Genomic DNA, 25586 nt, shown 5'->3' on the forward strand with positions numbered 1-25586 from the left:
TAACAATACTATCTTTGGCAACTTCGTATAAGGAATTTGCTAGACCCAGTTCCATCTGCTACGATATTTAAGTCTTTTCAAAAAGTCTATGAATGGTTAAATAGAAATGGAGTTTTGAAAAAGTTTCTCTACTTGGATGGAGAAATTTTAATAGCAATAGAAGTTACAGAATATTTTTCATCTAAAAAAATTAATTGTCCTTATTGTAATTGCCGTAATCATCGAAACGGAACTACAACTTATTTTCATGGCTGTGTCACACCTATTGTGGTTTCTCCTAATCAAAAACAAGTGATTAATTTAGAACCAGAATTTATTAAAAAACAAGATGGGCATCAAAAAGAAGATTGTGAAAATGCGGCTGTTAAAAGATGGTTGAATAAGAATCATCAAAATAAATATGGTTATCCTGTAACCCTTTTAGGGGATGACTTGTATTCTCGCCAACCTGTTTGTACCTTGGTGCTACAACAAGGTTATAATTTTATTTTTGTTTGTCTGGAAACGTCACATAAAACTTTATATGAATGGCTAGAATTTTTAGAAAAAAGTGGAGAAGTTACAACTGTTGAAAAGAAACAATGGGATGGCCGAAAAAATCTAATTTATCGTTATCGTTATGCTTCTAGAGTTCCTTTACGAAATGGAGACTCAAGTCTCGAAGCTAATTGGTGCGAAGTGACTGTTATTAATGAGAAAACACAGAAAATTATCTACAGAAATAATTGGATAACTAATCATAAGATCGCCGAAAACAATGTTGAAGAGATTGTCAAAGCTGGACGCAGTAGATGGAAAGTTGAGAATGAAGGTAATAACGTTCTAAAAAATCACGGTTATAATTTAGAGCATAACTTTGGTCATGGTCAAAATCATTTGTGCGAGTTCTTATTGTCTTTAAATTTACTAGCTTTTTTATTTCATACTGTTTTAGATTTAGTCAATTCTACCTATCAAAAAATTCGTGAATTATTAGTAACTCGGACTAATTTCTTTAATGATATTCGTACCTTAATAAAATTTATCTGGTTTAAAAGTTGGTCGGAGGTTTTCTTATTTATTCTTACCGAATATGTCCCGATCACAAAAGCAAATTCTAGTTAAAAATGTCAAATTTTTGACAGGAGGTAAAGATTATTAATTGAGAGAATTTACAAAGTAGGTCTGAGTTTCAGCTATATTTATAAGTTGAAATCTATTTTTCATGGGCAGATTTTTAAAATTATTTCTCTTCAGCCAATTATCATGATTATTTTTCAAATAAATCATAATTAGACAGAAGTTTTCTAGGTAAATAAGACGATTTTATATCCTTTTGTTTTCAAAATGAGAATTGCTGATTTACCTCCATTCGTCCAAAGTCGGTAAAAAATTCGTGCCAGCTTATGAGCAGTAGCAGTGATAGCTTTGGGCGTACCAAGACGAGAACGTAAGCGACGATAAAAAGCACGACTCGGCAGAATTGCTTTTGCCAGCTGTTTGTGCCGCCATTCGGAAAGCATTAGCAGCAGGGTTAACTACCAAGCGAGTTCGAGAACTTTTAACTTTACCACCAGTGATGCGATTGCAAGGGCAAAGACCAAGCCAGGAAGTAAAGTGTTTAACAGTTGGGAATCGGGTAGGATCTAAACCAACCTCAGAAATCAATGGTCTGTACGGTAAGGATACCAAGACCATCAATGGCAGTGAAATCTACGCCACTAATTCGGTAAAGATGGGTACGTAAATCAAAAGCGGGTTCATTGCCTTGAGGTTTATTGCGAGGATGTTTTGATTGCGGAAGTGGAAATTCATCAAGATTAACTTTGTTATTAAATTGAGCCAAGCACTCCTGTATTTGGCGGTCGCAAGCGGCTATCTGAACTTGATAGACATCATAAAGTTGTAGTTCCTGTTGAAGTACAAAAATATGCTCATTCCGGTAATCACCATTTAAAGCCGCAGCAATTTCTGTTTCAGAGCGTTTAGTACGGTGATGTCTTTTCGCTGCCAAAATTTGTGGGTCTCTTTCTCCAGCAACAATCGCTCGAATAATTGCCATCCCAGTAGTACCAGTGATATCGCTAACAACTTTATGCAGTTGCACGTTCATCTGGGTTAAAGCTTTTTGCATCCGTTGAATGTGAACACAAGCACTTTTGATAAGACTATCTCGGTGGCGGACATAACTCCGTAATACACAAATTTGATCTTCTGGGCGAAAAGAACCAGACAACAATCCGTAACTATGTAACTGTTGCAACCATTGACAGTCTAAAATATCAGTTTTACGTCCAGGCAATGTTTTAACGTGATGGGCGTTGACAAGTTTAACTTCAAAGCCCCTTGTCTCCAAGATTTGAAACAACGCAATCCAATATACCCCCGTTGATTCCATTGCTACAGTTTTCACTCTACAAACAGCCAACCAATCAGCTAGAGCATACAAGTCAGCAGTGTAACAGCCAAAACGTCTGACACTCTCGGAGGCTCTATCTTTTGGAACACTTACCCAGTGAAATTCTGAACCGATATCAATACCTGCTGCATTTGGATTGATTGGTCTTAAGTCAGAAGTTTCATTTGTTCTTGGTTGATGGAAACGGGATTTGGACTTTGGTGTTTTCATCATCAAAGGCTTCCTCACGAATGCGAAGTCATACTAGCAATTGGAGGTGTGCCCTGACCTGGGTTGACGGATGAATACAGTCTCCTAAACGGGATAATGGCAGAAACCATTTCACCAATGTCATAACCGTCTCAACCCAGAACCAAGCTTCTGTACGGGCGACAAAGCACCATTGGGGGATCGGTCTTAACTGTCAGGACACAATAAAAGTGTAATTTTTTTTGGTGCATCTTATTTTGTTTCTTCCATCCATAACGGAAGCCAGCGCGTCCGTAAACAGCTTCTGTCACTCTCCGGCATTAGCAAGTAGTAACTAAGTGAAATTATCCAGAAGCATAACAAGGTTTAAATTGATTCATTTCACTAATTAATTGATTGAATCCCAGCAATAAATTAGAATTGGGGGAAATATGTATCCAGGGATAAATCAATCAAAATAGTAAGAGTGGTTGGGCAATGAGACGCAGATTATTTAAAGTATTCTTCCATCCGCATTCATGGTTCCATTGTTGATGATTAGAAAAATCAACATCACTATTTTCTTTTACCTCAGTTTCAATTTGACGAGATTTATTTAAGCCTAACAAGGCTGGAGAATTTAAACTAATCCGCAGTGTAAACACAAAAAATAATTTCCCACCCTTCGGGTTCGCCAGTCGCTCATGGGGGAAACCCCCAAGACCGCGCTGGCTCACCATCTCTCGATATGTTGAAAATTGGTGAAACGATAATCTGTCCAACCTAGTTCCTGTTTATACTGTCGGAAACCATATTCTACCCAGGTTCTTAATCCATATAAATTCAATAAAATTTTCTTGAGATTACCTTGAAGATTTGTCATCACAAAAGAAGTAGAATTCTCTGGCATGGTTTCTGGATCAGTAGTTATTTCCCAGTAAGTTATGGCTCTTTTTTTACCATAAATTATTTCCCTAATGTATCTAGTTTCTGATTTTTCATTGCTAAATGTTCTGTTAAATTTACACCACTTATTCGCCCTAACCTTCTGCCCTGCTGGAAGCCAGACTCCATGATTACTTCTTATTGCTACGACATAATCTAATTTATATTCAGCTAGTTTTCTAATAAACTGGCTACTTTCACCATATAAACTATCTGCTAGGACTAATTTAATATTAAAGCCTGATTCAATTAATTCAGTAATAATTTCTGATGCCAACTCTATTTTAGTTTTATATTTATCCTCTTCTTTTAGTGTCCCTTTCGGTTTGAATACTTTTACGGTTAAAGGAAATGTTATATTCGAGTAAACTCCATAGGCATTGACTGAAACTATCCCATTATCTACTTTCCCCACACTTCCTAGATATTGTCTTGCTACATAATCAGTCTTTTTACCTTTTTTTCTATCTCCTGTTTCATCTATTACTACTGTAATCGCATTTCCATCTAGTACTTTTTTTAGTTTATTTAATCTTCGTTGTTTTAATTCATCTAATGACCAATCTGAATTGGCTAGAAAATGATGTAATGATTGTGCAGAGTTTATACTTACAACTTTCGCTATCTCTGGCAATGATTTTCTTTTAATTTGTGATATTATTCCCAGATGTAAATATTTGAAGCATTCATAATTTCTTACTTCTTTAAACAGGTCTTTATACTCTGCACAATATTCATCTATGGTAGCAACTGTTGGGTGAGCATCTCTTGCCAAATGTTTCAAGATTTGTAATTCTACATCCATTGCCCTACTTACTTTTCAGGGTTTTATTTTTTTATTCTTTTATTCAGAATACCCGGAAAGTGACAGAAGAGGGATAAGTTAAGATATAAACGTAAAAATAGTCTAGTTGCAGATGTTCCGCCGCTCCAAACTGTTCCTTGAAGATCAGTCCCAAGTAAATATTTTTTCGGTGTTTGGAGTAAACTAAATTTACCATTTTAGTACTTAAGCAATTATTATAAGTGTGGGAAAAAAGACTGACTGTTGTCGAGATAAAATAGCGATCGCACGCCCAGTAAACTCAAATTGTTAATTCAGCTTTGCACTTGGGATCTAATAACCACTAAATCTTGGAGTAAATATTTCCAAAGCCTTACAGATAAACCTATTATAAAATATTATAAATTTTTTATTTATTTTTGGATGGTAGTATTATCAAATAATACGACTTTATTTGTCTACAATAACCTCTAAAATCAAATTATAATTTTTTATTTATCTCCAATCGGCAGAGAAATAATAAACTTTGTTCCCTCACCTGGACTAGACAAACAATCTATTTGTCCATCGTGCTTATCCATAATAATTTGTTTAGCGATCGCTAATCCTAAGCCTGTACCTTTATTTATTTCTTTGGTGGTGAATAAATGGTCAAAAATCTTCTCCTTGATTTCTTTACTCATGCCTATACCATTATCGGCAATTATAATCTTTACCTGTTTTTCTACTACAAAAGTTGTGATTGTAATTTGGTTTGAATTATCTGTAATTTCCTGAAAACTACGACTATTACTAGACTCGTCTAAGGCATCAATGGCATTTGCCAGAATATTCATAAATACTTGATTTAATTGCCCAGGAAAACACATTATTTGAGGTATATTTCCGTATTCTGTAAATATCTCAATTTCCGGACGTTCTTCGTTTGCTTTCAAGCGATGCTTGAGAATTAAAATTGTGCTATCAATGCCTTCATGTAAATCAAATGGCTGTTTGTAGTCTCGATCCGCCCTAGAAAAAGTTCTTAAACTATTACTAATATTTTTCATGCGATCGCAAGCCATTGTCATCGATTCAATCATTTTTGGTAGATCTTCTATGCTATAATCTAAATCAATTTGCTCCGCATGGTTGATAATTTCTGCACTGGGGTTTGGTAAGCTTTCTTGATAAAGTCTTAAGTGTTCAATAATATCGGCAATATTTGGTTTTGCTTGCTTGAGAGTAGCAAAGATAAACCCAAGAGGATTATTCATTTCGTGAGCTATTCCTGCTACTAAATTACCTAGCGCTGACATTTTCTCGCTCTGAATCATCTGCAATTGTGTTTGCTGTAATTTCTGTAGAGATTGGGTCAATTCTGCGGTACGCTGTTCTACTTTTTCTTCTAAAGTGCGGGTCAGATGGGATAGTTTCAGGTGTAGTTTTAATCTAGCAATGACTTCTTCTTGTTGGAAAGGTTTGGTAATGTAATCAACAGCACCAATTTCCAATCCTTTGACTTTATCCAAAGCATCAGATAAGGCGGTCATAAAAATAACTGGAATATTTTGAGTAATTGAATTAGCTTTTAACCGCTGACAAGTTTCAAAGCCATCAATACCAGGCATCATCACATCTAGGATAATTAAATCGGGGCAAGCATATTCTGCTTGTTCAATGGCTGACTCTCCATCGGTTGCCATCAGTGCTTTCCAGCCATATCCCTGAATTGCTTCTGATAGCACTTTGAGATTATTTGGATTATCATCTACTAAAAGAATATGCATTGGTTGTGTGAGACAATCTTGTATCATTTCAGTGTTTGTTCAGCGAGTAAGGATTTAATGAATTTCCGTATTTTTGCAGTTTGAAAACTGGTAGTAAGTTTAGTTAACTCTCTAACAAAGGGAATTAGTTGTTTGTTTTGGTCTACTTGGGTTTTTAATATTTCTTCGATCGCTAATATATCTCCCATCATTGCTAGGTGATACAGTTGTTGCAAAACATCCTGAGATGGCAAAATTAATTCATCATTGGTAACAGTCTTTTCAGTTTCTAATATAGATTGTTTGCTAGATTCAGTATAAGTCCAATTAATTTTTAGGAGCGATACCAATGCATTAAACAATTCATCTCTCTGAAGGGGTTTTGGGATAAATGCGACTGCACCTGCCTGTAAACTTTGCTGGCGGTTGTCCTCGAATACGTTAGCGCTAGAAACAATGATGGGAATAGAGCTAGTCTGATGATTTTCTTGCAGATGAAGCATTAGCTCAAAGCCATCCATATTAGGCATAGCTAAATCGAGTAAAATCATATCAGGTTGACTTTCAGTTGCTAATTGTAAACCCTCTTTTCCATCGCTAGCTTCTTGAATGCGACAGCCAATTTCTTGCAGTAAATTAGTTAGCACCAAACGGTGATTAACATCATCATCAACAATGAGAATTTGCGGTGCGTTACCTTGAATGCCGATAGTTTTTTCTTGGTTTGATACGCTTCCTTGTAAATAATAATCATGGGAAAGCAATGCTGGCACTATTATATCTAGCCAAAAAACGCTTCCTTCACCTAAAAAACTTTTGACATAAATTTGACTGCCCATCAATGCTGCAATTCTTTGACTAATGGTCAATCCCAACCCAGTACCTTCAGAATGCCGTCCAAGCTCACCTACTTGCTCAAAAGGCAAAAATATTTTTTGGATATGGTCAGGTGACATTCCGACTCCTGTATCTTCTACTTGGAAGCGAATTTTAGCAAGTGGGGATTGAGCCAATTCTTGGTTACTTTCTACTAACTCAACTTTAAACGTGACACCACCACTGTCTGTAAATTTAATTGCATTGCCTAGCAAATTTATTAACACTTGTCGCAATCGTTTTTCATCAGCTTCAATTATCTTTGGGAGGCGATCGCTAATTAAAAGATTAAAGCTAATTCCTTTCTGCTCGGCTCGAATACCACAAATTTTTGTTACCCCATGCAAGAAACTAGATAAATCCACACTATTAGTAACTAATTCGAGTTTACGAGCTTCAATCTTTGACAAATCGAGAATATCATTAATTAACATTAATAAGTGCGAACCGCATTCATAGATAATGCTAACTCCTTCGCGGTTTTTATCCGTCAAATTTGGCGATGCTTCTAATACTTGGGCAAAACCCAAAATACCATTCAATGGTGTACGTAATTCATGGCTCATATTGGCGAGAAACTCGCTTTTTGCTTGGTTAGCCGCATCGGCAGCTTGTTTTGCTTCTAGTAATTCATGAGTTCGTTCTTCAACTTTTGTTTCTAAGTTTTTGGAGTAATCTAATAGTAGTTCGTTTGTTATTTCCAATTGCTGATTAGCTTCTTCTAGCCTCTGCTGTTTATAACCATTTGTTGTAGCGATCGCACTGCTAATAAATACAGCTAAGACGGGTGTTACCGGAATCAGCAGACCAGCTAAAAACATCCCATAGGCACTTCCCATTAATGCCCCACTGATACCCACAGTTGCCCAGAGAATTTTACCACCCGGAATCCTGTTTTTGGTCGGCATACTAGCTAAATACCAACTACCCATAGAACCAATTGCAGACCATAAAACAATCCAGAAATAGAGAAAATTTCCCGAAATGCCGTGCAGATTAGTTTTTCCGGTTTTTGCCCCTTGTACTAGTTGGAGAGCAATATTGGCATGGACAATGACACCAGGAGTCGGTTTTTGAGCCGAAACCAAAGACGAACTGAATGGTGTGCTAAAAAAATCATTGGTACTCGCAGCTGTTGAGCCAATAAATACCATGCGATCGCGCATCAACTCTGGTGGAATTTTTCCCGCTAACACATCCCGCATAGAAACTGTACGAAATTCAGTTTCCGAACCATACCAGTTGAGCAGAATTTGATAACCACCAATATCCCCGTCAGTATAACCAGCTTCTTGATTTTTGAGTGGCTGATAGATTGCCTTACCCAACTGAAATTTTTGCTGCTTTTCGTCGATAGATTGCAAGGTTATTTTTTCCGCTTCGAGATACTTGAGTGCAACAACAGTTGCTAGTCCGGCTTTGATTTTGCCATCTTCTTTAGCATCTTCAGATGTGAGGAGTGCCCGACGCACATGGCGATCGCCATCTAAAACCAAATCAGCTAATCCTACTTGGTCATTTTTTTTCAGTTCCGGTGGAGGATTCACCCGCTCACCAGTGATTTTTTCTACTCCGATCAAATTGGGAGTAGTGCGGAAAATTTGTACAAGTTGCTCGTGACCGGTTCCTTCTGGCAAATCCCGATAGAGATCCAGTCCAATAGAACGAGGTTGTTGCGAGCGAATTTTTGCGAGTAATTGTGCCAACGACGAATCAGGAATAGGCCATTTACCCACTGATTGAATATCCCGTTCATCAATGGTGACAATTACAATTTCGTCAGCTATTCTTTTTGGCGATCGCCCTACAAGGTAGACTCCTCCTGATGAATATACTCGCACCCATTCATCCCGAAGTTTCCATTCAGGTAAATTAAAAAGTCCCAAAGATTGCCCTACAATTACTGTTAAAGCAATGCTGGGAGTAATAATCAAAATCCTGCGAGTACGTTGGATAAAAAATCGTAATTTTTGCCACATACCATACAATTAAAATAATTCGTAATTAGTTGATTTATCTTGGTTAGTTTTGCTGAAGCATTGTCCGGTCATACCGTTTTATTTTAAGATTGAGACAGATTCTTCCAGGAAAAACAGGGGGAGCAATAATAGTGATTCATTTATTTGTATCAATAATTTCGTGAAATGGTATCAACACTTATTTAGGATTAATTTCAACGTAGTTTAGTTAAGACTCGATCCTGTCTATAGCTCCAGAATAAGGAAGAAATTAAGCCCCCAATTTATTTGGGGGTTTGAGAGGATTATCCTGGAAAAATACTGCCAACAACTATCTAGGATTAGTTTTAATACAGCTTTGGTGTCGTTATGGACAATTTAGCCTAACGCACCAAAAATCTGAATATTCTGGCTAGTTTACAGATCCTACTAACGGAACTGTGACAATCTCCTTCAAGCTCACTGAAGAAAGAAGTTCTTCCCACTGCTTGACGATCGTTAGATTGTTGGGTTGGCTCATATGTAGTGCAGCTAATGTTGCCACACAGTCATACCAAACGCCATTTTTACCCAAAGCCTCTGCCTGTTTGAGAGTATCTTGCTGCTGCATAGCCCTTAACAATTCTGAGCTGGGCTGGATGCGTTGAATCCAACCATCAATATAAGGGGTACTTGGACTCAATTGTCCATCTACTTTCAGCGCTAGGAACCATTGGTAGTTCTTATTAACTGCTAAAGCAGGTGCATTGGCGGGTAATTTGACCGCAATTATCCCAGATTTGCCAGCAACAGGAATAGTCATCTGGTGGTACATATTACCAGCTTCATCCTTGATACTGAACACGGCTTCTTCTGCATTAGAAGCAGGAAGATATACCATAACAGTTGGACGCTCAGATAGCGTTGTCCCATAGTAATTTTGTGGCATCAGTCCAATTAAGGCTGCTGGCCCTTTTGCTGCTACCGTTGAAGGATTCAAGTAATAAGTCCCAGTGCGAGAAGCACCCCCACTAGCTTGCTGTGGAGTGGTGTTACCTTTGGCAGGAGTAAACAAATTACCACGGGAAGCTCCGCCCGTTGCTTGTCTAGGTGCGCCATTCCCTTTTTCAGGAGTAAACAAATTGCCTCTGGAAGCTCCGCCCGTTGCTTGTCTAGGTGCGCCATTCCCTTTAGTTGGGGTAAAGAAACTACCACGGGAAGCCCCCCCGGTTGCTTGATTGGGAGCAGCATTTTTAGCCGGTGGCGTAAATGTCACAGCGTAGGCACTACTCCAAAGATTACTAGCAACCAGAGCGATAATGCTCAATGTACTAATTAAATAACGGTGTTTCACGATCTTTCATCCATTTTTGGTAATTCGTGATATAAGATACATTGCTCAGATATCACAAAAAAGTGGTTTTCAACTCTAAAACCCAAGTAAAACAAGGGATATATTAGCTGTTATAAACGACCTAAGAAGAAAATACTACAAAGTAAGGACGTTTTTTTTAACAGCTTTTCTAAACAATATTACTTAGTTAAATCCAGTTTCCAACTAAAACAAAAGCAGACCAAAAGAACGGGTCGCGGAAATCAGTTGTACGAATCAAATTTATTTGTGCCTGACGCAATGCTTCTGCTTTAGTAATTTTAGGTTGTCGTAGTTGTTCGTAAAAGCTAGCCATAAGGATTTCAGCGGCTTTATCCTTGACAGGCCAGAGAGTGGCAACGGTAGAACGGGCACCAGATTTTACAGCTAAACCAGCTAGTCCGAGAACAGCGCGATCGTCTCCGGTTGCAGTATCACATGCACTCAGTACCAATAATTCGATCGCTTTTGATGAATCACCATTACGATTTTTCAGGAGTTCGGACAATTCTTTTACATTAACTTGTCCATCCCACGTAAGTAAGTAAGTATCTTCGAGACGAGAGCTAAACTGTCCGTGGGTTGCGAGGTGGACAATATCAACAGAGCTAGATTTGATGCGATCGCCCAAGGCTTTACTAGTAAACTGCTCGTTAAGTAAGAGCTTTGATGATACAGCCTGGGATATTTTGTTTACTTCCAACTCCACAGCAGGTAAAGCAGCAAAACCAGCACGGGATTGACTAATACCACCAACGATCGCCCTAATTTTATGTTGCTGGAATGATTGAGCAGCCATCAGTTGCAATCCGGGTGATAGAGCAACTGCATATTTCTCAATCAGATATTGCTTCCCGTCATACAAAGCTGCCATTGGAATGTTCCGCAACTTCCCATCCAAAACAAATACTAATGTTTTGCTATCTTTAAAGACTTGTTCTTGTTCCGCAGGACGAATCAGCCAATCATAAATTTGTTTGCTAAATCTCACCCGATCTTGAGAATCGGAAACAGGGTTAATAGCAATTAACAACTTATCCAGAGTTTGTTCAATTTCTGCTTGAGGTTTGGGTGTTACGTAATAACGCAGAGGTTTTCCGCTTTGAGAAATAATCGTAGCCAAGCGATCGGGCAAAATAATTGGGTAAATAACTGCTGCTGTGGGGTCAACTTTGTCTATCTGTTGCGCTTTATCTAAGCAAGCTTCCCGGAAAAAGTTATCAAGTTCGGCGATTTGCAGAGATTCAATCAATTCACGAGCTTGCAACAGTTCTGGCTGACTTGGTTGATCGTTCAGAAGTAAACCCACCAATTCACGGTAAACAGGCTCCACACTTTCGCGGAAGGAAAATTGCACATCCGAGTTAACGGTAGCTAAATCAGAACGCAATGCTTTTAATGACTTAACTGCTTCGATATAAGCGGAAATTGCTTTTGGTCTATTACTTTGTTGCCGATACAATTTTCCCATTTGCCATGCCGCTTGAGCAATGATATCGTCAGCTTGGAGTTCACGGGCAATATTTAGGGATTTCTCTGTTAATTCCTTTGCCTCAGACCACTGTTGTGTGCGACGATAAAGTTGTGCCCACTGATAAAGTGCATGAGCTTCTGCGGTAGCATCTTGAGTTTTTTGGGCAGATTTCACTGTAACTGCCATGAGTTGCGCTAAGTCTTTGATTGGTAAAACTTGATCGGGTTTGGGTAATTTATTCAACGTAGCGGCAAAATTAATCGCGGCATAAAGAGAATTATGGCTGGGGGGTAGTTCTACAAGCTGTTGTTTTAATATAGGTGCCAGAGGAATAGCATATTCCAGCTTGTGGTAATCAACCAACAATTTGAAACGAGCTAAACTTGCTTGCAATTGCTCATTTGGATTAGTAGCAGTTTTTTCTGCATCTTCAAAGTAATTTAATGCTGCTTCTGGGTCTTGCGAATCTGAAGCATTTTTTCCCAAACTGGAAAGGATTGAACTTAATTGGGTTTTGGCTGTAATTTTATTGGCGATCGCTAAACTTTGTTCCAATACTTCCTGGCTTTTACCATCGCCAATGGCGTGCAGAGCCAAACCAAGCGATCGCAACCCACTAACTTTGACTTCCGAATCCGGCATTGCTGCCAATTTTTCTGTTAGCGTCTCTAACTCCTGTTTTGAACGGCGATAAAATCCCAAATTTTGTAAAGCTTGTGCCTGGTTAATTTGACTACCCAGACTGCCCATTGTATCGCCAGCTTGCTCGTAATATTTTTGGGCTTGTTGCCAGTTTTCAATGGCATTTTCCGCTTTACCTGTACGAAGTTGTAAATTTGCTTGGGTATTCAGTATTTGCGCCCAGATAATTGCATCGCCAGAGGGTTTAGCACTTTGCAAAATTTTTACACTTTCCTCAATTGATTGTTTAGCTGCTTCCCATTGATTCAGTTCTTGTTGTGCCAACGATAAGTAACTTAAACTTAAGGCTTCATTAATGCCATCTCCTTGAGTATGATACTGTTGTGCTGCTCTTTGCCAAGCTGTAATAGCTTCTGCAAAACTTCCCAATTGGTAGAATTTTCGTCCTTGTTCTAGCTGGTTGGTAGATTGGGAAGAAGAGAGAACTGGGGTTATTACTGAGGGAGATGCTTTTACAGGTGTCATAGTAAACGCCAAACACAAACTTAGAATACTAAGGCTGAGATATAGCCAATAAGTTTGTTTAATTCGGAAAGCCATAAATCATTACTTAATTTGAGCAGTTTGTTTCAAGATTAGTCACAACAATGATTTTGAGGAAATGACTATATGTATAATTCCCAACTTCTAATGCAAGCTATCAGGGAATCGGCGATCGCATACAATTAAAATACTGTGTCATTCCGGGTTAACCTATGACCACCTTCTTTCGCCACGATGCAGATTTATATTTTCCCGACAGCGACGGCAAGCCAATGGCAGACAATACCGAACAGTTTCGTTGGATTGTTCTAATTAAGGAAAATCTGGAAATTTTGTTTGCTGATGAACCGAACGTGTTTGTGGCGGGAGATTTGCTCTGGTTCCCAGTAAAATCGCGCTTAATCTCACCAGTTGCACCGGATACGATGGTGGTATTTGGTAGACCGAAGGGACGGCGAGGGTCTTACAAACAGTGGCAAGAAGACAACATTGCCCCACAAGTTGTATACGAAATTCTCTCACCCAGCAACAATGCAGAGGAGATGGAACGCAAGCTAGAGTTTTACCAAACCTACGGCGTGGAAGAATACTATCAGTATGACCCAGACCGCTACGAACTCAAAGGTTGGCACCGTCTTGGCGAACAGTTGTTACCAATTGCTCACATAGATGGTTGGACGAGTCCCCGTTTGGGAATTCGGTTTGGTGTGGGTAATCATGAATTGGTGATTTACCGACCAGATGGAAGACAATTCTTGAGTTCTGTGGAGTTGGAGCAACAAGCAGAACAAGAACGCCTACGAGCAGAACAAGAACGCCTACGAGCAGAACAAGAACGCCAAAGGGCAGAAGAGGCAAAGCAACAATTACAAGATATGCAAGCGCTACTTCAGCAGTATCGCGATCGCTTTGGGGAATTAGACCGTTAGCTCTAGAAAAATTAACTCCCCTTCACAACAGCACAGGCTAAAGATCGTTGTCCCTGAGCCAAAGATTGATCTGAAACTAACTCAATTTTTCCTTGGATGTTACGATGCCAACCTGTAGCTTGAACAAGAGTTTCTGGAGATGCTGAGGTCGCCCGGTCTGATTGTTCCAACAAAGAGGGTGATATTTGGGCAGTCATGTTGCCAATGTTGCGATATGCAGAGAGATCGCGGATATCAGACCAAGGGCGATCGCTCCCCACTTCTTGATTTGGATTTTGCGGCACTCCACCCCGTCCCGTGGCGACAAACCGACTACCTTGGTTTGCAGAACAACCACTAGCTATTTGCTGTGATGAATCAGTAACATTCGCTGGTAGTTCCACTAAGCCAGAATTGGGATCGACACCAATATTATTAACTTCAACTGTACCGTTGACCCCAAACTGAGAACTGGCAGTGATATCGTTTTCGGCAGTCAGTTGAGGACGATATTTCAACCCAATAATTCCTTGAGTAGTGATTTGAATATTGCCACCTTTTCCTTGGACTGCATTGGCAATAATGTCACTGTTTTCTAAACCCACGATGTTCGGAGCATTAAGCGTGATATTGCCACCATTACCACTGCCTCCTGCTTCTGCACTGATAAAGCTACCATGACGCATGAGTAGTAAATCTCGCAGTTGTAAATTAGTGTTACCGCCACCGCCTGCTTTTGTGGATGCTGAAATACTGGCCTTATTGTCGAGTCGTAGAGTGTTCGCCTGAATGTTTAGAGTACCAGCTTTACCGGAGCCAAGGTTTTGGACAAAAACTGTTGCACCATTACTGATGTTAAGAACTCGGGTGTTAATCGTGGTGTTACCTGAAGTAGCGCTGGAAACTCCAGAAACAGGACGAACTGCCGTACCGATATAGCTGGGATTTTGTGCATCTTTGACACCATTGACATCAATTGATTCAGACGCATTGATAGTCAGTGAACCTGCATTTCCTAAAATTATGCTAGAAGCTGACACTCTGCCGCCAGCTTGAACCGACAATGTGCGGGTATCGATTTTTAAATCCCCTGCATTACCAGACCCAAATGTGGCAGTAGACAACAGACTAAAATAAAGACCCTTTGGCGCTCCCTCATTTGTCACCTGAATCGTATCTGCCTTCACGATGAGATCGCCGCCATTACCCGAACGGTAGGGTCTTGCTGCTATATTGCCGCCAGCTAAAACAGACAGATTTTTAGTGGAGATGGCAATATTTCCACCTTTTCCACTCCCATAAGTAGCGGCTGATATCTGGCTGACTGATCGAAAAGCATTAGGATCGCCAAATGCAAAACCATTCACTCGCATTTGATCGGCATTGATTGCAATATTGCCACCCGGCGCTGCGCTAAAGGTACGGTTGAAAATATACCCACCCCCATCAACACTCAATTGTGGGGTGGTAATGGTAATATTCCCAGCCGCACCAGAGGATATAGTTTCATTAATTAAACTACTGGAACTCTGAAAATTAGGAGACTTGCCGATAATCTGGAGTGACTGGGTAGCATTGATTGCAATATTACCAGCAGTTTGGTTGCTGCGATTTTGCACTAATATCAGCGAACCATCTCGGATGCTGACCTGTTTCCCCTGAATTTGGATGGCTCCTCCACTTCCCCCACTGAGGTCACGTGTAGATGCTAAAGCTCGTTGGGTGATTTGAATATCGCCAAGACTCGAAGCATTAGGATAACTTAGGGCAAATCCTTGAGGGATGGAATTGAGAGCAACGCTTCCGTTAGTGATGCTACCCAGTTCTATTAGTCCTCCTGGTGCCGAGAGCAACCCTCCATCCAAGGCAACATTCCCACCCAGCAATGCTAACGTTTTTCCAGGTTGCAACTGTAATCCTCTTGTACCGAGGTTCAGTCCAGAAACCTGAAGTGAGTCCCCTAATTGGGCATTGTGTCCTGACCCTTGAACCGTAATGGCTCCCGGATTACTGCCAAATTGCAAGCCAATGGGCACACTTATAGTTAATAAGGGAGATGGTGTGGCATTGGTGGCATTAAACTTAAAGCCGTCCGCAAATACTATGCTGTCGGCAGTTGTACCAACAAATGACCCTCCAATATTCAAACTGGCATTGGGTCCAAATACAATTCCGCTGGGATTGAGCAGAAATAAATTAGCGCTGCCATTGGCCTTAATTAAACCATCAATGTTGGAAATACTCCCGCCAGTTACACGACTGAAGATATTCTGCACATCTACTGCGTTATTGAAGATTGCCGTACCACCTGTGGGTATAGAGAAATTACTGAAACTGTGAAATAAATTATTACCGTTTTGTATACCATTAAGAATATTAAAATTATTACCACTTTGGTTAACGATAGTGTTGGTAGTACCATCGGATGTCACCTGAGCGATCGCCGGTCGCATTATCCCTGGAGTGAATAACCCAGTTGTTAATATAATTAGAAAAGCGTAGACGCTTCGCGGCTTGTTATTAGACATCGCTCTCATCACTAAAAACTTCCTTCGCCTGATTTGTATTTAGAGTTCCCTAAATAACATTGTTGATAACATCATTAAGTTTTGGGAACAGCGGCGCAGCTTAATGGTTGCTCATGCCTAGGGCGGCAAGCTACGCCCAAAAATTGTTAAGTTCTGCCAAAAATTACCTTTGATAGCCTCGATAGTTGGGAATCTATTGCAGATTTACCTAATCAAACCTGTTGATACTGAATCATTGAGAGGGAAACTTTATTTTCTTAATTAATTCGTAATTCATAATGTAATTATGAATTACAAATTTGCTCAATTTTTCACTGTTTTCCCAGATTTAGGGCGAGTAGTTTTTACTGGTAGTGAGTTATTTTCCAGAATGGAAATTTCCCTTTGAGCATCTTGATAGCTATTTTTTTCGCCTTGTAGTTGGAATAGTTTTGCAGCTTTTTTGTAATCTGCGATCGCTCCTTGTTTATTTCTCTGTTTGGCGCGAATTACACCCCGGTTATAGTAGGCTAAGGCATTGTTAGCATCTATGGCGATCGCTCGTGAATAATCCTGATTTGCAGCTTTTTTATTTCCTACTTCAAGATAAGCATTACCACGGTTATTATAAGCTGCTACATTATTAGGATCTAGTTTTAGTGCTTCGGTATAATCTTCAATAGCACCTTTATAATCACCGAAAGAAAAGCGGTGAATACCTCTGTGGATGTAAGCAGCAATAAACTTGGGATCGATTTTTAAAATACTGTTGTAATCTTCACTAGCTTCTAGTTTATCTCCTAGATCGCTATAAACATCACCACGATTAAGATAAGCTTCTATATATTTAGGATTGATGTTGATTGCATCCGTATAATCTTTAAGTGCTGCATATTTTTGGTTATTAATAAATTGAGTTAAACCCCTTTGATAATAAGCTTTGGCGTCACTAGGATTAATCTTAATTATTGCATCAAAATCTTCAATTGCTGCCTGTCTTAGTCTGAGACGACGGCGAAGAATACCTCTTTGTAAATATGCTTCGGTATACTCAGGTTTGATAGCGATCGCTTTGCTAAAATCTGCAAGTGCGCCTTTATTATCCTTAACTTGACTACGCGCTAACCCCCGGCCATAATAAGGATATGCTTCCTGAGAATTTAACTTAATTGCTTGGGTATAGTCGGCGATCGCTTCTTTATACTTGCCTAATTCATACAAAGCAAATCCTCGATCGTAATAGGCATTAGCATCTTGAGGATTGAGCAAAATTGCTTGACTAGAATCTGCTTGTGCTTGTTCGTAATCTCCTAATCGATAATAAGCATCACCTCGCTTATTATAAGCCAAAGAATTTTGCGGTTCTAATTTAATCACCTGATTAAAATCTTCAACTGCTCCTTCATAATTTCCGGCGTCATATTTATTGACTCCATCTTGATATAATTTTTGTTGAGAGTTACTTTCAGATTTTGGCGTTGGAAAAAACCACCAGCCAACCCCAAGTGTGATACAACTAGTTATCACTATCATCAGTAGCAATAACTTTTTTTTAACCTCTATTTGTTGATTTTGATTATGCTGGATACTTGTTAATCTTTTCAGGTCGTCTAAAACTTCCGTTGCATATTGATAACGCTTATGAAAGTCATAAGATACCATTTTGTTAATAATTTTTGCTAGTTTTCTGTTAATTTTAAAACTTTTATTAGGCCAAATAATTTCACCTGTCAGGCGATTTTTCTGAATTCGCAATTGAGATATTTCGTTTGCACTTAAACCCATAAGTGCTGCGATAGCCACTATACCTAAAGCATATATATCGCTGTTGTATCTCAGGTTAGCGTTAACCTGTTCTGTCGGCATATATTCAAGATTGTTATCGGTAGTATTTATGGTCTCATTAAAAGTACTAAAATCAACCAAAACAAATTTTTTATCTGACTCTCGGCGAATAATATTTCCTGGTTTAATATGTCGATGAATTACGCCATAGGTATGTATAGACACCAAAATTTCTAATATTTCTGATAAAAGACTAATTACTTGTTCTTCTCTCAGAGGTTGTCCTGGTAAAATTTCGTCAGTTAAAGGATGACCAGGAATAAACTCTTGGACTATATAAAACTCTTCATTTTCTTCAAAACAAGTAATTAGCTTTTGAATTTTATCTTGTTCTTGTCGTAGTTTTTCTAAAGTTGCTACTTTAGTGATAAACAAGCGGCGTAGAATTGTTAAACTTTGGGAGTTGCTATTAGGAAGATGTAACCGCTTGACGATAAATTTGCTTTCAGGAAGATTAATATCTTCAACTAAATAGGTTTTCGCCTTTTCGTCATCACTTAAAACTTTTAATATTTGGTAACGCCCATCTAATAAATGAATAAGCATCAATATAAATATACTTTGATAAATTGCTGGTTTTTTACTTACGTGTTATTACGGGTAATTCTAAAATAGAATAAATATTTTTGAAAAAAAAATTAAATGTCATTTTGGCAAGTAAAAGTATTAATAATTAGTTAATGCTGCATATTCCTATTATTATTATTCTCTAGCAAAGAAATGTTACATATTTAATATGGTTATATATTACCAGACTTGAGTAAAATTTGTGCATTTAATGATACTTGGGAAGAGAAGTGAGTCCATCGCAGGATTATTGTTATGGGCATTCTTCAGTAATCACACTCATGACAGTAGATACTTGAATGCGGTAAAAAAGTAAAAATTTGAATAATCTATAACTCTATATATAACAATCCGCTTTGATTTGGAGAACTTACTCGGCTTAGTAGACAACAGTCAAGAAGGCTCTTCGAGTTGTACTTAGCTTTGCAAAAATCAAATAGGAGTCCTATACAATATTGAAATTCAACGGATTTTGGAGAAAAAAAGACCGGGTAACTATTGCGAAGCGTCAATTGCTCAAGGCACTGATTCAGCGCAACCTAGTGGCCGTTAATAATTTAATTGTAAAGTGGCAAACGATTTTGGGAGCGGCAAAGTTAACTGATTTGATTGCTAAGGAGGTAATGGTCGAATGCGATTCTGATAGTCACAGTTGGTTTTGTCGAACTTTTCTGGGACAGGCCCAATATGAACAGATGGAGGGCAAAGCTAAAACTAATATCTTTCAAATTTTATTGGGTCAAGGTTTAGAACCGGGAAAAGATTTTAGCTTTGGGTCTGATGGCAGAATTCTTGTAAGCGATCGCGCCAAATACATTTTAGTGGACAAAGTGCCACAGCAGCACCGGGCATCATTTGCAACACAGTTAGAATCCTTCGTAATCCTAGATCCAGTTAGTAGTATCGAATACCAGTTAGGATGTGCATTTTTTAGCAATTTAACTGAGATTGCCATTCAACAGATAGAAATACTGAGTGATTCCCAAGCAGCAGCTTACCTGGGAGTACTCTTGGCTGGATTAGTTTCGCGCCATCCTCAACTTCGGGATGCGGACTTTCCTACACGATTTCTGTTTAATACTCTCCAAGGATGTTCCGATAAACGAGCAATGAGAATCTTGAACGATCCAGAGACAAATCCCCAGTTCGATGAAATGATTATCTTTGGGCATTTATTAGCAGCAATGGGAGATAAACAATATCAATATATTGCAGAGGAGGAAGGTGGTATCACCCTTGAGCAGCTCAAAAAACTTGATTTAGTTTGGTCTGGTGAATCCCGAATTGCGGAAATAATAGCCATGATGGAACAATGCAAGCTCAAAGAAAGATAGTCATTTGTCCTTTGTATTGACAAAGGACAAATGACTCAGCACAACCCTCTATCGACATCAAAAAGGGTGTTGTGGTAAAAACTGAGGAATTAGGAGTTTGGCGGTAGCTGAATGATAAATTCAGTTCCTTTGCCCAGTTGAGAATTCACGGCGATCGCTCCACCATGTTTTTCTACAATAATTTGACGAGCGATCGCCAACCCCAATCCTGTACCTTTACCAACAGATTTCGTAGTAAATAAGTGATCAAATATTTTTGATTTGACTTGTTCGCTCATTCCCTTACCATTATCCAGAATGGCAATTGTAACTAGACTATTTTCGACTGAAGTTGTAATGGTAATGCGGTTAGGATTGGCATTAACTTCTTCAAAGCTTCGCCCAATATTCGACTCCTCTAAAGCATCAATAGCATTTGCCAGAAGATTCATAAATACCTGATTTAATTGACCAGGGAAACATTCAATTTGAGGTAAATTACTATAATTTGTGACAACTTCAATAGCGGGACGTTGTTCATTAGCCTTGAGACGATGTTTCAAAATTAAAATTGTGCTATCAATGCCATCATGAATGTTAAATGGCACTTTGTAGTCTTTATCAGCGCGAGAGAAAGTTCTTAAACTAGTGCTGATATTTTTGAGGCGATCGCACGCCATAGACATGGAATCAATCATCTTGGGCAAGTCTTCTAAGGTATAATCCAAGTCGATTTCTTCAGCATGGTCTATAATTTCATCGGCTGGATTTGGGAGATTTTCTTGATAGAGTTTCAAATGTTTAACAATATCAGTCAGGCTAGGTTTAGCTTGTTTGATACTAGCAGCAATAAAACCGAGGGGATTATTCATTTCGTGAGCCACCCCGGCGACTAAGTTACCCAATGCAGACATCTTTTCACTTTGCACAATTTGTAATTGAGCGCCCTGGAGTTCTTGTAAAGCGGCTTCTAGCTGTTGGGCATATTCTAGCGATCGCTCATAAAGTCGGGCATTTTCCAAAGAAATCGCGGCTTGAGTGCAAAGTAAATTCAGTAGTTCGACGCGATCGCTCGTGAACGCCCCCGTCGCTAGATTATTTTCTAGATATAAAATGCCCATCAGCTTCCCTTGATGCAAAATCGGGCTACACAAGATACTTTTGGGCTGCTGACGGATGATATAGGGGTCATTGGCTAAGGTGCGATCGGCACTTGCATTCACCAGCACAGCAGTTTGCTTTTCATGCAAGACTTTGTAAATCAGTCTATGGGGAATGTCCTGGCTATCTTCAATGGGAATACGCTGCAAGACAACTGGCTTTGAACCTGTGGTAATTGACCCTTTGATTAACAGGCGCGAGTCTCGCAAGAGCATGAACACGCATTTATCAGCCCCCGCATTTTCGATGACGATGGTCAGCAACGATGAAAGTAGATTTTCCAGTTCGATTTCACCGGAAATAGTATGAGAAGCTTTGAGAATAGTAGCTAAATCTAAAGCCACAGAAACATTACTACTGGATGTGGCTGAACTGGTGGAGGTAACACTCCCCAAAGTGAACAGAGTTTCGTGAGTGGAGAGGGTCGAACGGGTTTGCTGTAATATGGGCGCAAGTAATTGGGGATAGCGTTTTTCTAAGTCGGCTACTTTGGCTTTTGCACCCCAACGAGCATAGGCATAGTAAGCTTCAATCATGTAGTCCCCAGCAGTGCGCTGTCTGCCCCAATCTAGGTAGAACTTTGCTGCCAGTTCGTTAGCAAGTGCTTCTTCTTGGGTATATTCGTTAGCTTTGGCTAGAGTTATCGCCTTGTCGTAAAACTCAATTGCTTCGGCTTTTTGTCCTAATACTCGACATTTTTCTGCCGCTACCAAATCAACCTTATGTTGATAATTCATGGGTGCATGATACGCCCATTGCTGTAACTTGGTTTGGTTTTCTGTTACACCCTGCAATGCTTCTGATGTTTCATCTAACTGTGGATTTAATTGTGCCAGAGTTAGCAGAGAATCATAAAGATAAAATACTGGTTCGCTGACTAATCCCGCACCAGCCATAAAATAGCACCTGACTTCAATAGCATGATTTTTCGCTGGCTCAATTTCTCCAAACAAGAAACAAAGCATTAGTTTATACAAATGGAAAATATACAATCCATATCCATCTTTGGCAGACTCTAGCTGCTGGAGAAATTCTGTTTCTTCAAGGGCTTTCCCAGACAAAAAAGTGGTATGTTCTGCAAAACCCAGCAGATTTAAAACAGGTTGCCAATAAATCCGGCAATAATTTGCGGTTGTCAATTGATTTAATTGCATCAAACTATGGCAGTAGGCGCAAATATCCTGTTCTAAGGTAGCCAGGGGTTGACTGCTCCAAAAAGAATTGAGACAAAAACTGTGGCCATTGTACCCAGCAAGTACCAAGTTCCCAAATTCTATGGCAGTGGTATAACCTTCTTGCAACAGAGGTAGTGTTTCTTGAATGTGAGAATTGCGGTGTACAACAAATAACCCCAAGAGCATCAAAACATCTGTTTTACTTGCTTTGGCATCGAGTTTTGAAATAATCTGGAGTGCCAGGGAACCAAACTGTGTTCCTGTATCCACGACTTGGAAGAAATTGCAGAGAATATTGCCATAGTTCGCATAGCCGAAAGCAGAAATCGATGTGTTACCGTACTGAATCGAAAGTTTAACCGACAAAGTATTCAGCAATGGGAACAGCGCAGAGCCAGTGAGGTAAGCTGCTGGGCTGATGATATTGACAATCTTAAGAGTACAAAGTTTTTCTGCATCTGTCATTTCAGGCAAGTGAACCAAATCAGCGATTTCCCGATCTCCAATGAGTTCCTCAATCTGTTGGATTTCCTGTTGAATATCTGATGGTGTCGGTGTTTCAGGAAAGGTGACACCAAGCTGTTGTAAGATTGGTTGGGCGATCGCGATCGCTGAGGTCAATTTACTTTGGGAAATATGAGATTGAATTCTAATGCAGTAAACGTTGACTTTTTCAGGTAAGGAGCGTGCCTGTTGAATGACAATATCAATAAATTGTTCCATCGCCTCAAAGTTACCGTTTAGCATTGCTACTTCCGCAGCTAATTCATATAAGGCGAGGGTCATTTCATACTGCTGCTGCCAAGTATTTTCTGCTAACAAAGACAATCCCACTGTCGCATATTCACGCGCTGCTTGATAGGCGGTTGAAGTTTTAGCTTTGCGACAGGCAATTAAATTAAGCCCAGCTAATTCTTCTCGTTGAGTTGGTTGGGTAATTAAAGCAGTTCCGTGATTTAATTGATTGACGATTTCAAAAATCCGGTCAACTCTAGCTTGTGCGGAAATCTGTTGTAGAAGCAGTTGTCCAATTTGGTAATGGGTAGTTTGTTTTTGGTCATCGGGAATTAGGGAATAGGCTGCTTGTTGAACGCGATCGTGCAAAAATTTGTAGGTAACATTTTGAGACTTTTCTGAAGTAACGGCTTGACTTTCTGCCCCTACATAAAATTTATAAACATCACCAATCGGTAAAATCAAACCTTCTTGCAATGCTTTCCATAAATTGGCTGCGGTTTCTACTTCTGATTGTTCTGAAACAATTGCTAATGTTGTTAGATCGAACTGATTGCCAATACAAGCGGCTAACTTCAGAATATTCTGGGTTGCTAACGGTAACTTCTCTAACTGCAACGCCATAAATTCTACAACATCATCGGTCAAGGCTTGTTGATTAATCTGGGACAGATCGCATTGCCAACAGCCTAACTCCAAGTTAAATTGAATGAGATTTTCTTCGTGTAGGGCTTTGAGAAATTGGGTGGCAAAAAATGGGTTGCCTTTAGTTTTTTGATAGACTAATTGTGAAAGGGGTAATGCCAAATTTTCTGTACTTTTTAGGGTATCAGCGACTAATTGATTGATTTGGGATTGACTCAGGGGTGTTAAAGTAATAGTATTAATGGTTGCTTGTTTTTTTTGGATTTCGCTCAAAGTCAACATTAATGGATGGGCTGGATTGACTTCGTTATCTCGATAAGCACCAACGATCAAAAGATGACCTGTATCAGCCATTAATAGCTGCATCAACTTTAATGATGCTGAATCAGCCCATTGTAAATCATCTAAAAACATCACTAATGGATGTTCGGCACTAGTAAAGACTTGGGTGAATTTTTGAAATAATAAATTAAAGCGATTTTGGGCTGCCGTTCCTGATAATTCTACTGCTGGTGGTTGTTCGCCAATGATTTTTTCTAATTCGGGAATGACTTCAATAATTACCTGACCATTCTCTCCAACAGTTTCTAATATTTGATTTTTCCATTGCTCTAGTTGGACATCATTTTCGGTTAACAATTGCTCCATTAAATCCCGAAATGCTTGTACAAAAGCAAAGAAGGGAATATTGCGTTGAAATTGGTCATATTTCCCTTTGATAAAATAACCGCGTTGCCGAACAATGGGTTTATGCACTTCGTTGACAACGGCGGTTTTCCCAATACCTGAAAAACCTGCTACCAGCATTATTTCTGTTGCACCAAGACTGACTCTTTCAAATGCTTCCAGTAGAGTTGATACTTCGGTTTCTCGTCCGTAGAGTTTGTCGGGAATGATGAAGCGATCGCACACATCCCGTTGCCCAATCTGAAAGTTTTCAATCCTACCAGAAACTTGTAGCTGATGTAAACATTTTTCTAAATCAAACTTCAGTCCCAATGCACTCTGATATCTCTCCTCCGCATTCTTCGCCATCAATTTCATGACGATATCTGAAATCACCTGCGGTATCTCATCTCTAATAACTGAAGGAGGTTGTTTTGCAATATGAGAATGTACTAACTCCATCGGATCGTTTGATTTAAATGGCAAAACTCCAGTCAGTAATTCGTAGAAAGTTACACCCAAAGAATAAAAATCAGTCCGGTAGTCAATTCCCCGATTCATTCTGCCTGTTTGTTCTGGAGAAATATAAGCTAGTGTCCCTTCTAATACATTGGGATTGACTAGTGTTTGTGTTTCTCGTGGTAGCAAAGATGCAATACTAAAGTCAATTAATTTAACTTGTTTGGTTTCAGGATTAATTAAAATATTGGCGGGTTTAATATCTTTATGAATAATTCGTTCTCGATACAATATATCTAAGATATTGGACAGTGCGATCGCTATTTCTAAAAACTGTTGTAGAGACGCTATATATCGCGTCTGGTTAGAGGTAAAATAATTTTTGAGAGAAATTCCCCCAAAGTCTTCCATCACCAACGCATAGCCATTTTGGTAAGGTTCCAGGTTATAAGTTTGGACGATTAGCGGTGAGTTGAGATTTTTGGCAATGGTGTACTGATTGCGAAACTGTAACAATTCATTGAAGCTGGGATAGGGATTTTTCAGTAGTTTTATGACTACTCTTAATGAGTCACTCTCTCGATACCCTCGATAAACTAGAGTTCTGGAAGCATTGTAGACTTCTTCATTGATGCGATATCCGGGAATATTAATAAGAGTGCTAACCATACTGCTAAATTCTTGAGATTTCCAGATTTAGTATTCCCAGATATGTCAA

Annotated in this window: 11 protein-coding genes and 3 pseudogenes; 3 read left to right on the forward strand and 11 right to left on the reverse strand. The window is 39.2% G+C overall.

Features of this window, described 5'->3' with window-relative positions; genetic code table 11:
* Positions 1-24: 24 nt before the first annotated feature.
* Positions 25-1015 (forward strand): annotated as a pseudogene (locus ACFG4S_RS04960) (ISNCY family transposase); the annotation flags it as partial.
* 271 nt (positions 1016-1286) lie between these two features.
* Here the strand turns inward: ACFG4S_RS04960 and ACFG4S_RS04965 are convergent.
* The 8 genes and pseudogenes from ACFG4S_RS04965 to ACFG4S_RS05000 form a co-directional block, all read right to left on the reverse strand.
* Complete coding sequence (locus tag ACFG4S_RS04965) at positions 1287-1502, reverse strand: hypothetical protein (protein WP_392536157.1); 216 nt, start codon at positions 1500-1502, stop codon at positions 1287-1289.
* 28 nt (positions 1503-1530) lie between these two features.
* A pseudogene (locus ACFG4S_RS04970) lies at positions 1531-1677 on the reverse strand (transposase); the annotation flags it as partial.
* Positions 1637-2611, reverse strand: coding sequence for an IS110 family transposase (locus ACFG4S_RS04975; RefSeq protein ID WP_392533742.1), 975 nt, complete (start codon positions 2609-2611; stop codon positions 1637-1639). The pseudogene ACFG4S_RS04970 and the gene ACFG4S_RS04975, both read right to left, overlap by 41 nt.
* 320 nt (positions 2612-2931) lie before the next feature.
* Positions 2932-4316 (reverse strand): annotated as a pseudogene (locus ACFG4S_RS04980) (IS701 family transposase).
* A 470-nt stretch (positions 4317-4786) separates the two neighbouring features.
* Positions 4787-6091 (reverse strand): response regulator, encoded by a 1305-nt coding sequence (locus tag ACFG4S_RS04985; protein ID WP_392533743.1) that lies wholly within the window; start codon positions 6089-6091, stop codon positions 4787-4789.
* The gene (locus ACFG4S_RS04990; RefSeq protein ID WP_392533744.1) at positions 6088-8898 is read right to left on the reverse strand and encodes a CHASE2 domain-containing protein; all 2811 of its coding nucleotides are present in this window, start codon (positions 8896-8898) and stop codon (positions 6088-6090) included. Before ACFG4S_RS04990 ends, ACFG4S_RS04985 begins: the two co-directional genes overlap by 4 nt.
* A gap of 391 nt (positions 8899-9289) precedes the next feature.
* Positions 9290-10210, reverse strand: coding sequence for a DUF928 domain-containing protein (locus tag ACFG4S_RS04995; RefSeq protein WP_392533745.1), 921 nt, complete (start codon positions 10208-10210; stop codon positions 9290-9292).
* A 187-nt stretch (positions 10211-10397) separates the two neighbouring features.
* Positions 10398-12944 carry a CHAT domain-containing protein gene (locus tag ACFG4S_RS05000; protein ID WP_392533746.1) on the reverse strand — a complete coding sequence of 849 codons (2547 nt, stop codon included), beginning with the start codon at positions 12942-12944 and terminating at the stop codon, positions 10398-10400.
* Positions 12945-13099: 155 nt separating this feature from the next.
* Between ACFG4S_RS05000 and ACFG4S_RS05005 the strand changes: the two genes are divergently transcribed.
* A complete protein-coding gene (locus tag ACFG4S_RS05005) occupies positions 13100-13816 on the forward strand; it encodes a Uma2 family endonuclease (RefSeq protein WP_392533747.1) in 717 nt (238 codons plus the stop codon).
* Positions 13817-13827: 11 nt separating this feature from the next.
* Here ACFG4S_RS05005 and ACFG4S_RS05010 read toward each other — a convergent pair whose 3' ends face one another.
* The gene (locus ACFG4S_RS05010; protein ID WP_392535910.1) at positions 13828-16248 is read right to left on the reverse strand and encodes a filamentous hemagglutinin N-terminal domain-containing protein; all 2421 of its coding nucleotides are present in this window, start codon (positions 16246-16248) and stop codon (positions 13828-13830) included.
* Between the two features lie 378 nt (positions 16249-16626).
* The gene (locus tag ACFG4S_RS05015) at positions 16627-18693 is read right to left on the reverse strand and encodes a tetratricopeptide repeat protein (protein WP_392533748.1); all 2067 of its coding nucleotides are present in this window, start codon (positions 18691-18693) and stop codon (positions 16627-16629) included.
* Positions 18694-19169: 476 nt separating this feature from the next.
* Here ACFG4S_RS05015 and ACFG4S_RS05020 point away from each other — a divergent pair, with 476 nt between their 5' ends.
* The gene (locus tag ACFG4S_RS05020) at positions 19170-20048 is read left to right on the forward strand and encodes a hypothetical protein (RefSeq protein WP_392533749.1); all 879 of its coding nucleotides are present in this window, start codon (positions 19170-19172) and stop codon (positions 20046-20048) included.
* Between the two features lie 89 nt (positions 20049-20137).
* Here ACFG4S_RS05020 and ACFG4S_RS05025 read toward each other — a convergent pair whose 3' ends face one another.
* Positions 20138-25537: an AAA family ATPase gene (locus ACFG4S_RS05025; protein WP_392533750.1), complete on the reverse strand. Its 5400-nt coding sequence runs from the start codon at positions 25535-25537 to the stop codon at positions 20138-20140.
* Positions 25538-25586 lie beyond the last annotated feature (49 nt).

Origin of the sequence: Nostoc sp. C117, from assembly GCF_043099735.1 — a bacterium.
Taxonomy (GTDB): domain Bacteria; phylum Cyanobacteriota; class Cyanobacteriia; order Cyanobacteriales; family Nostocaceae; genus Nostoc.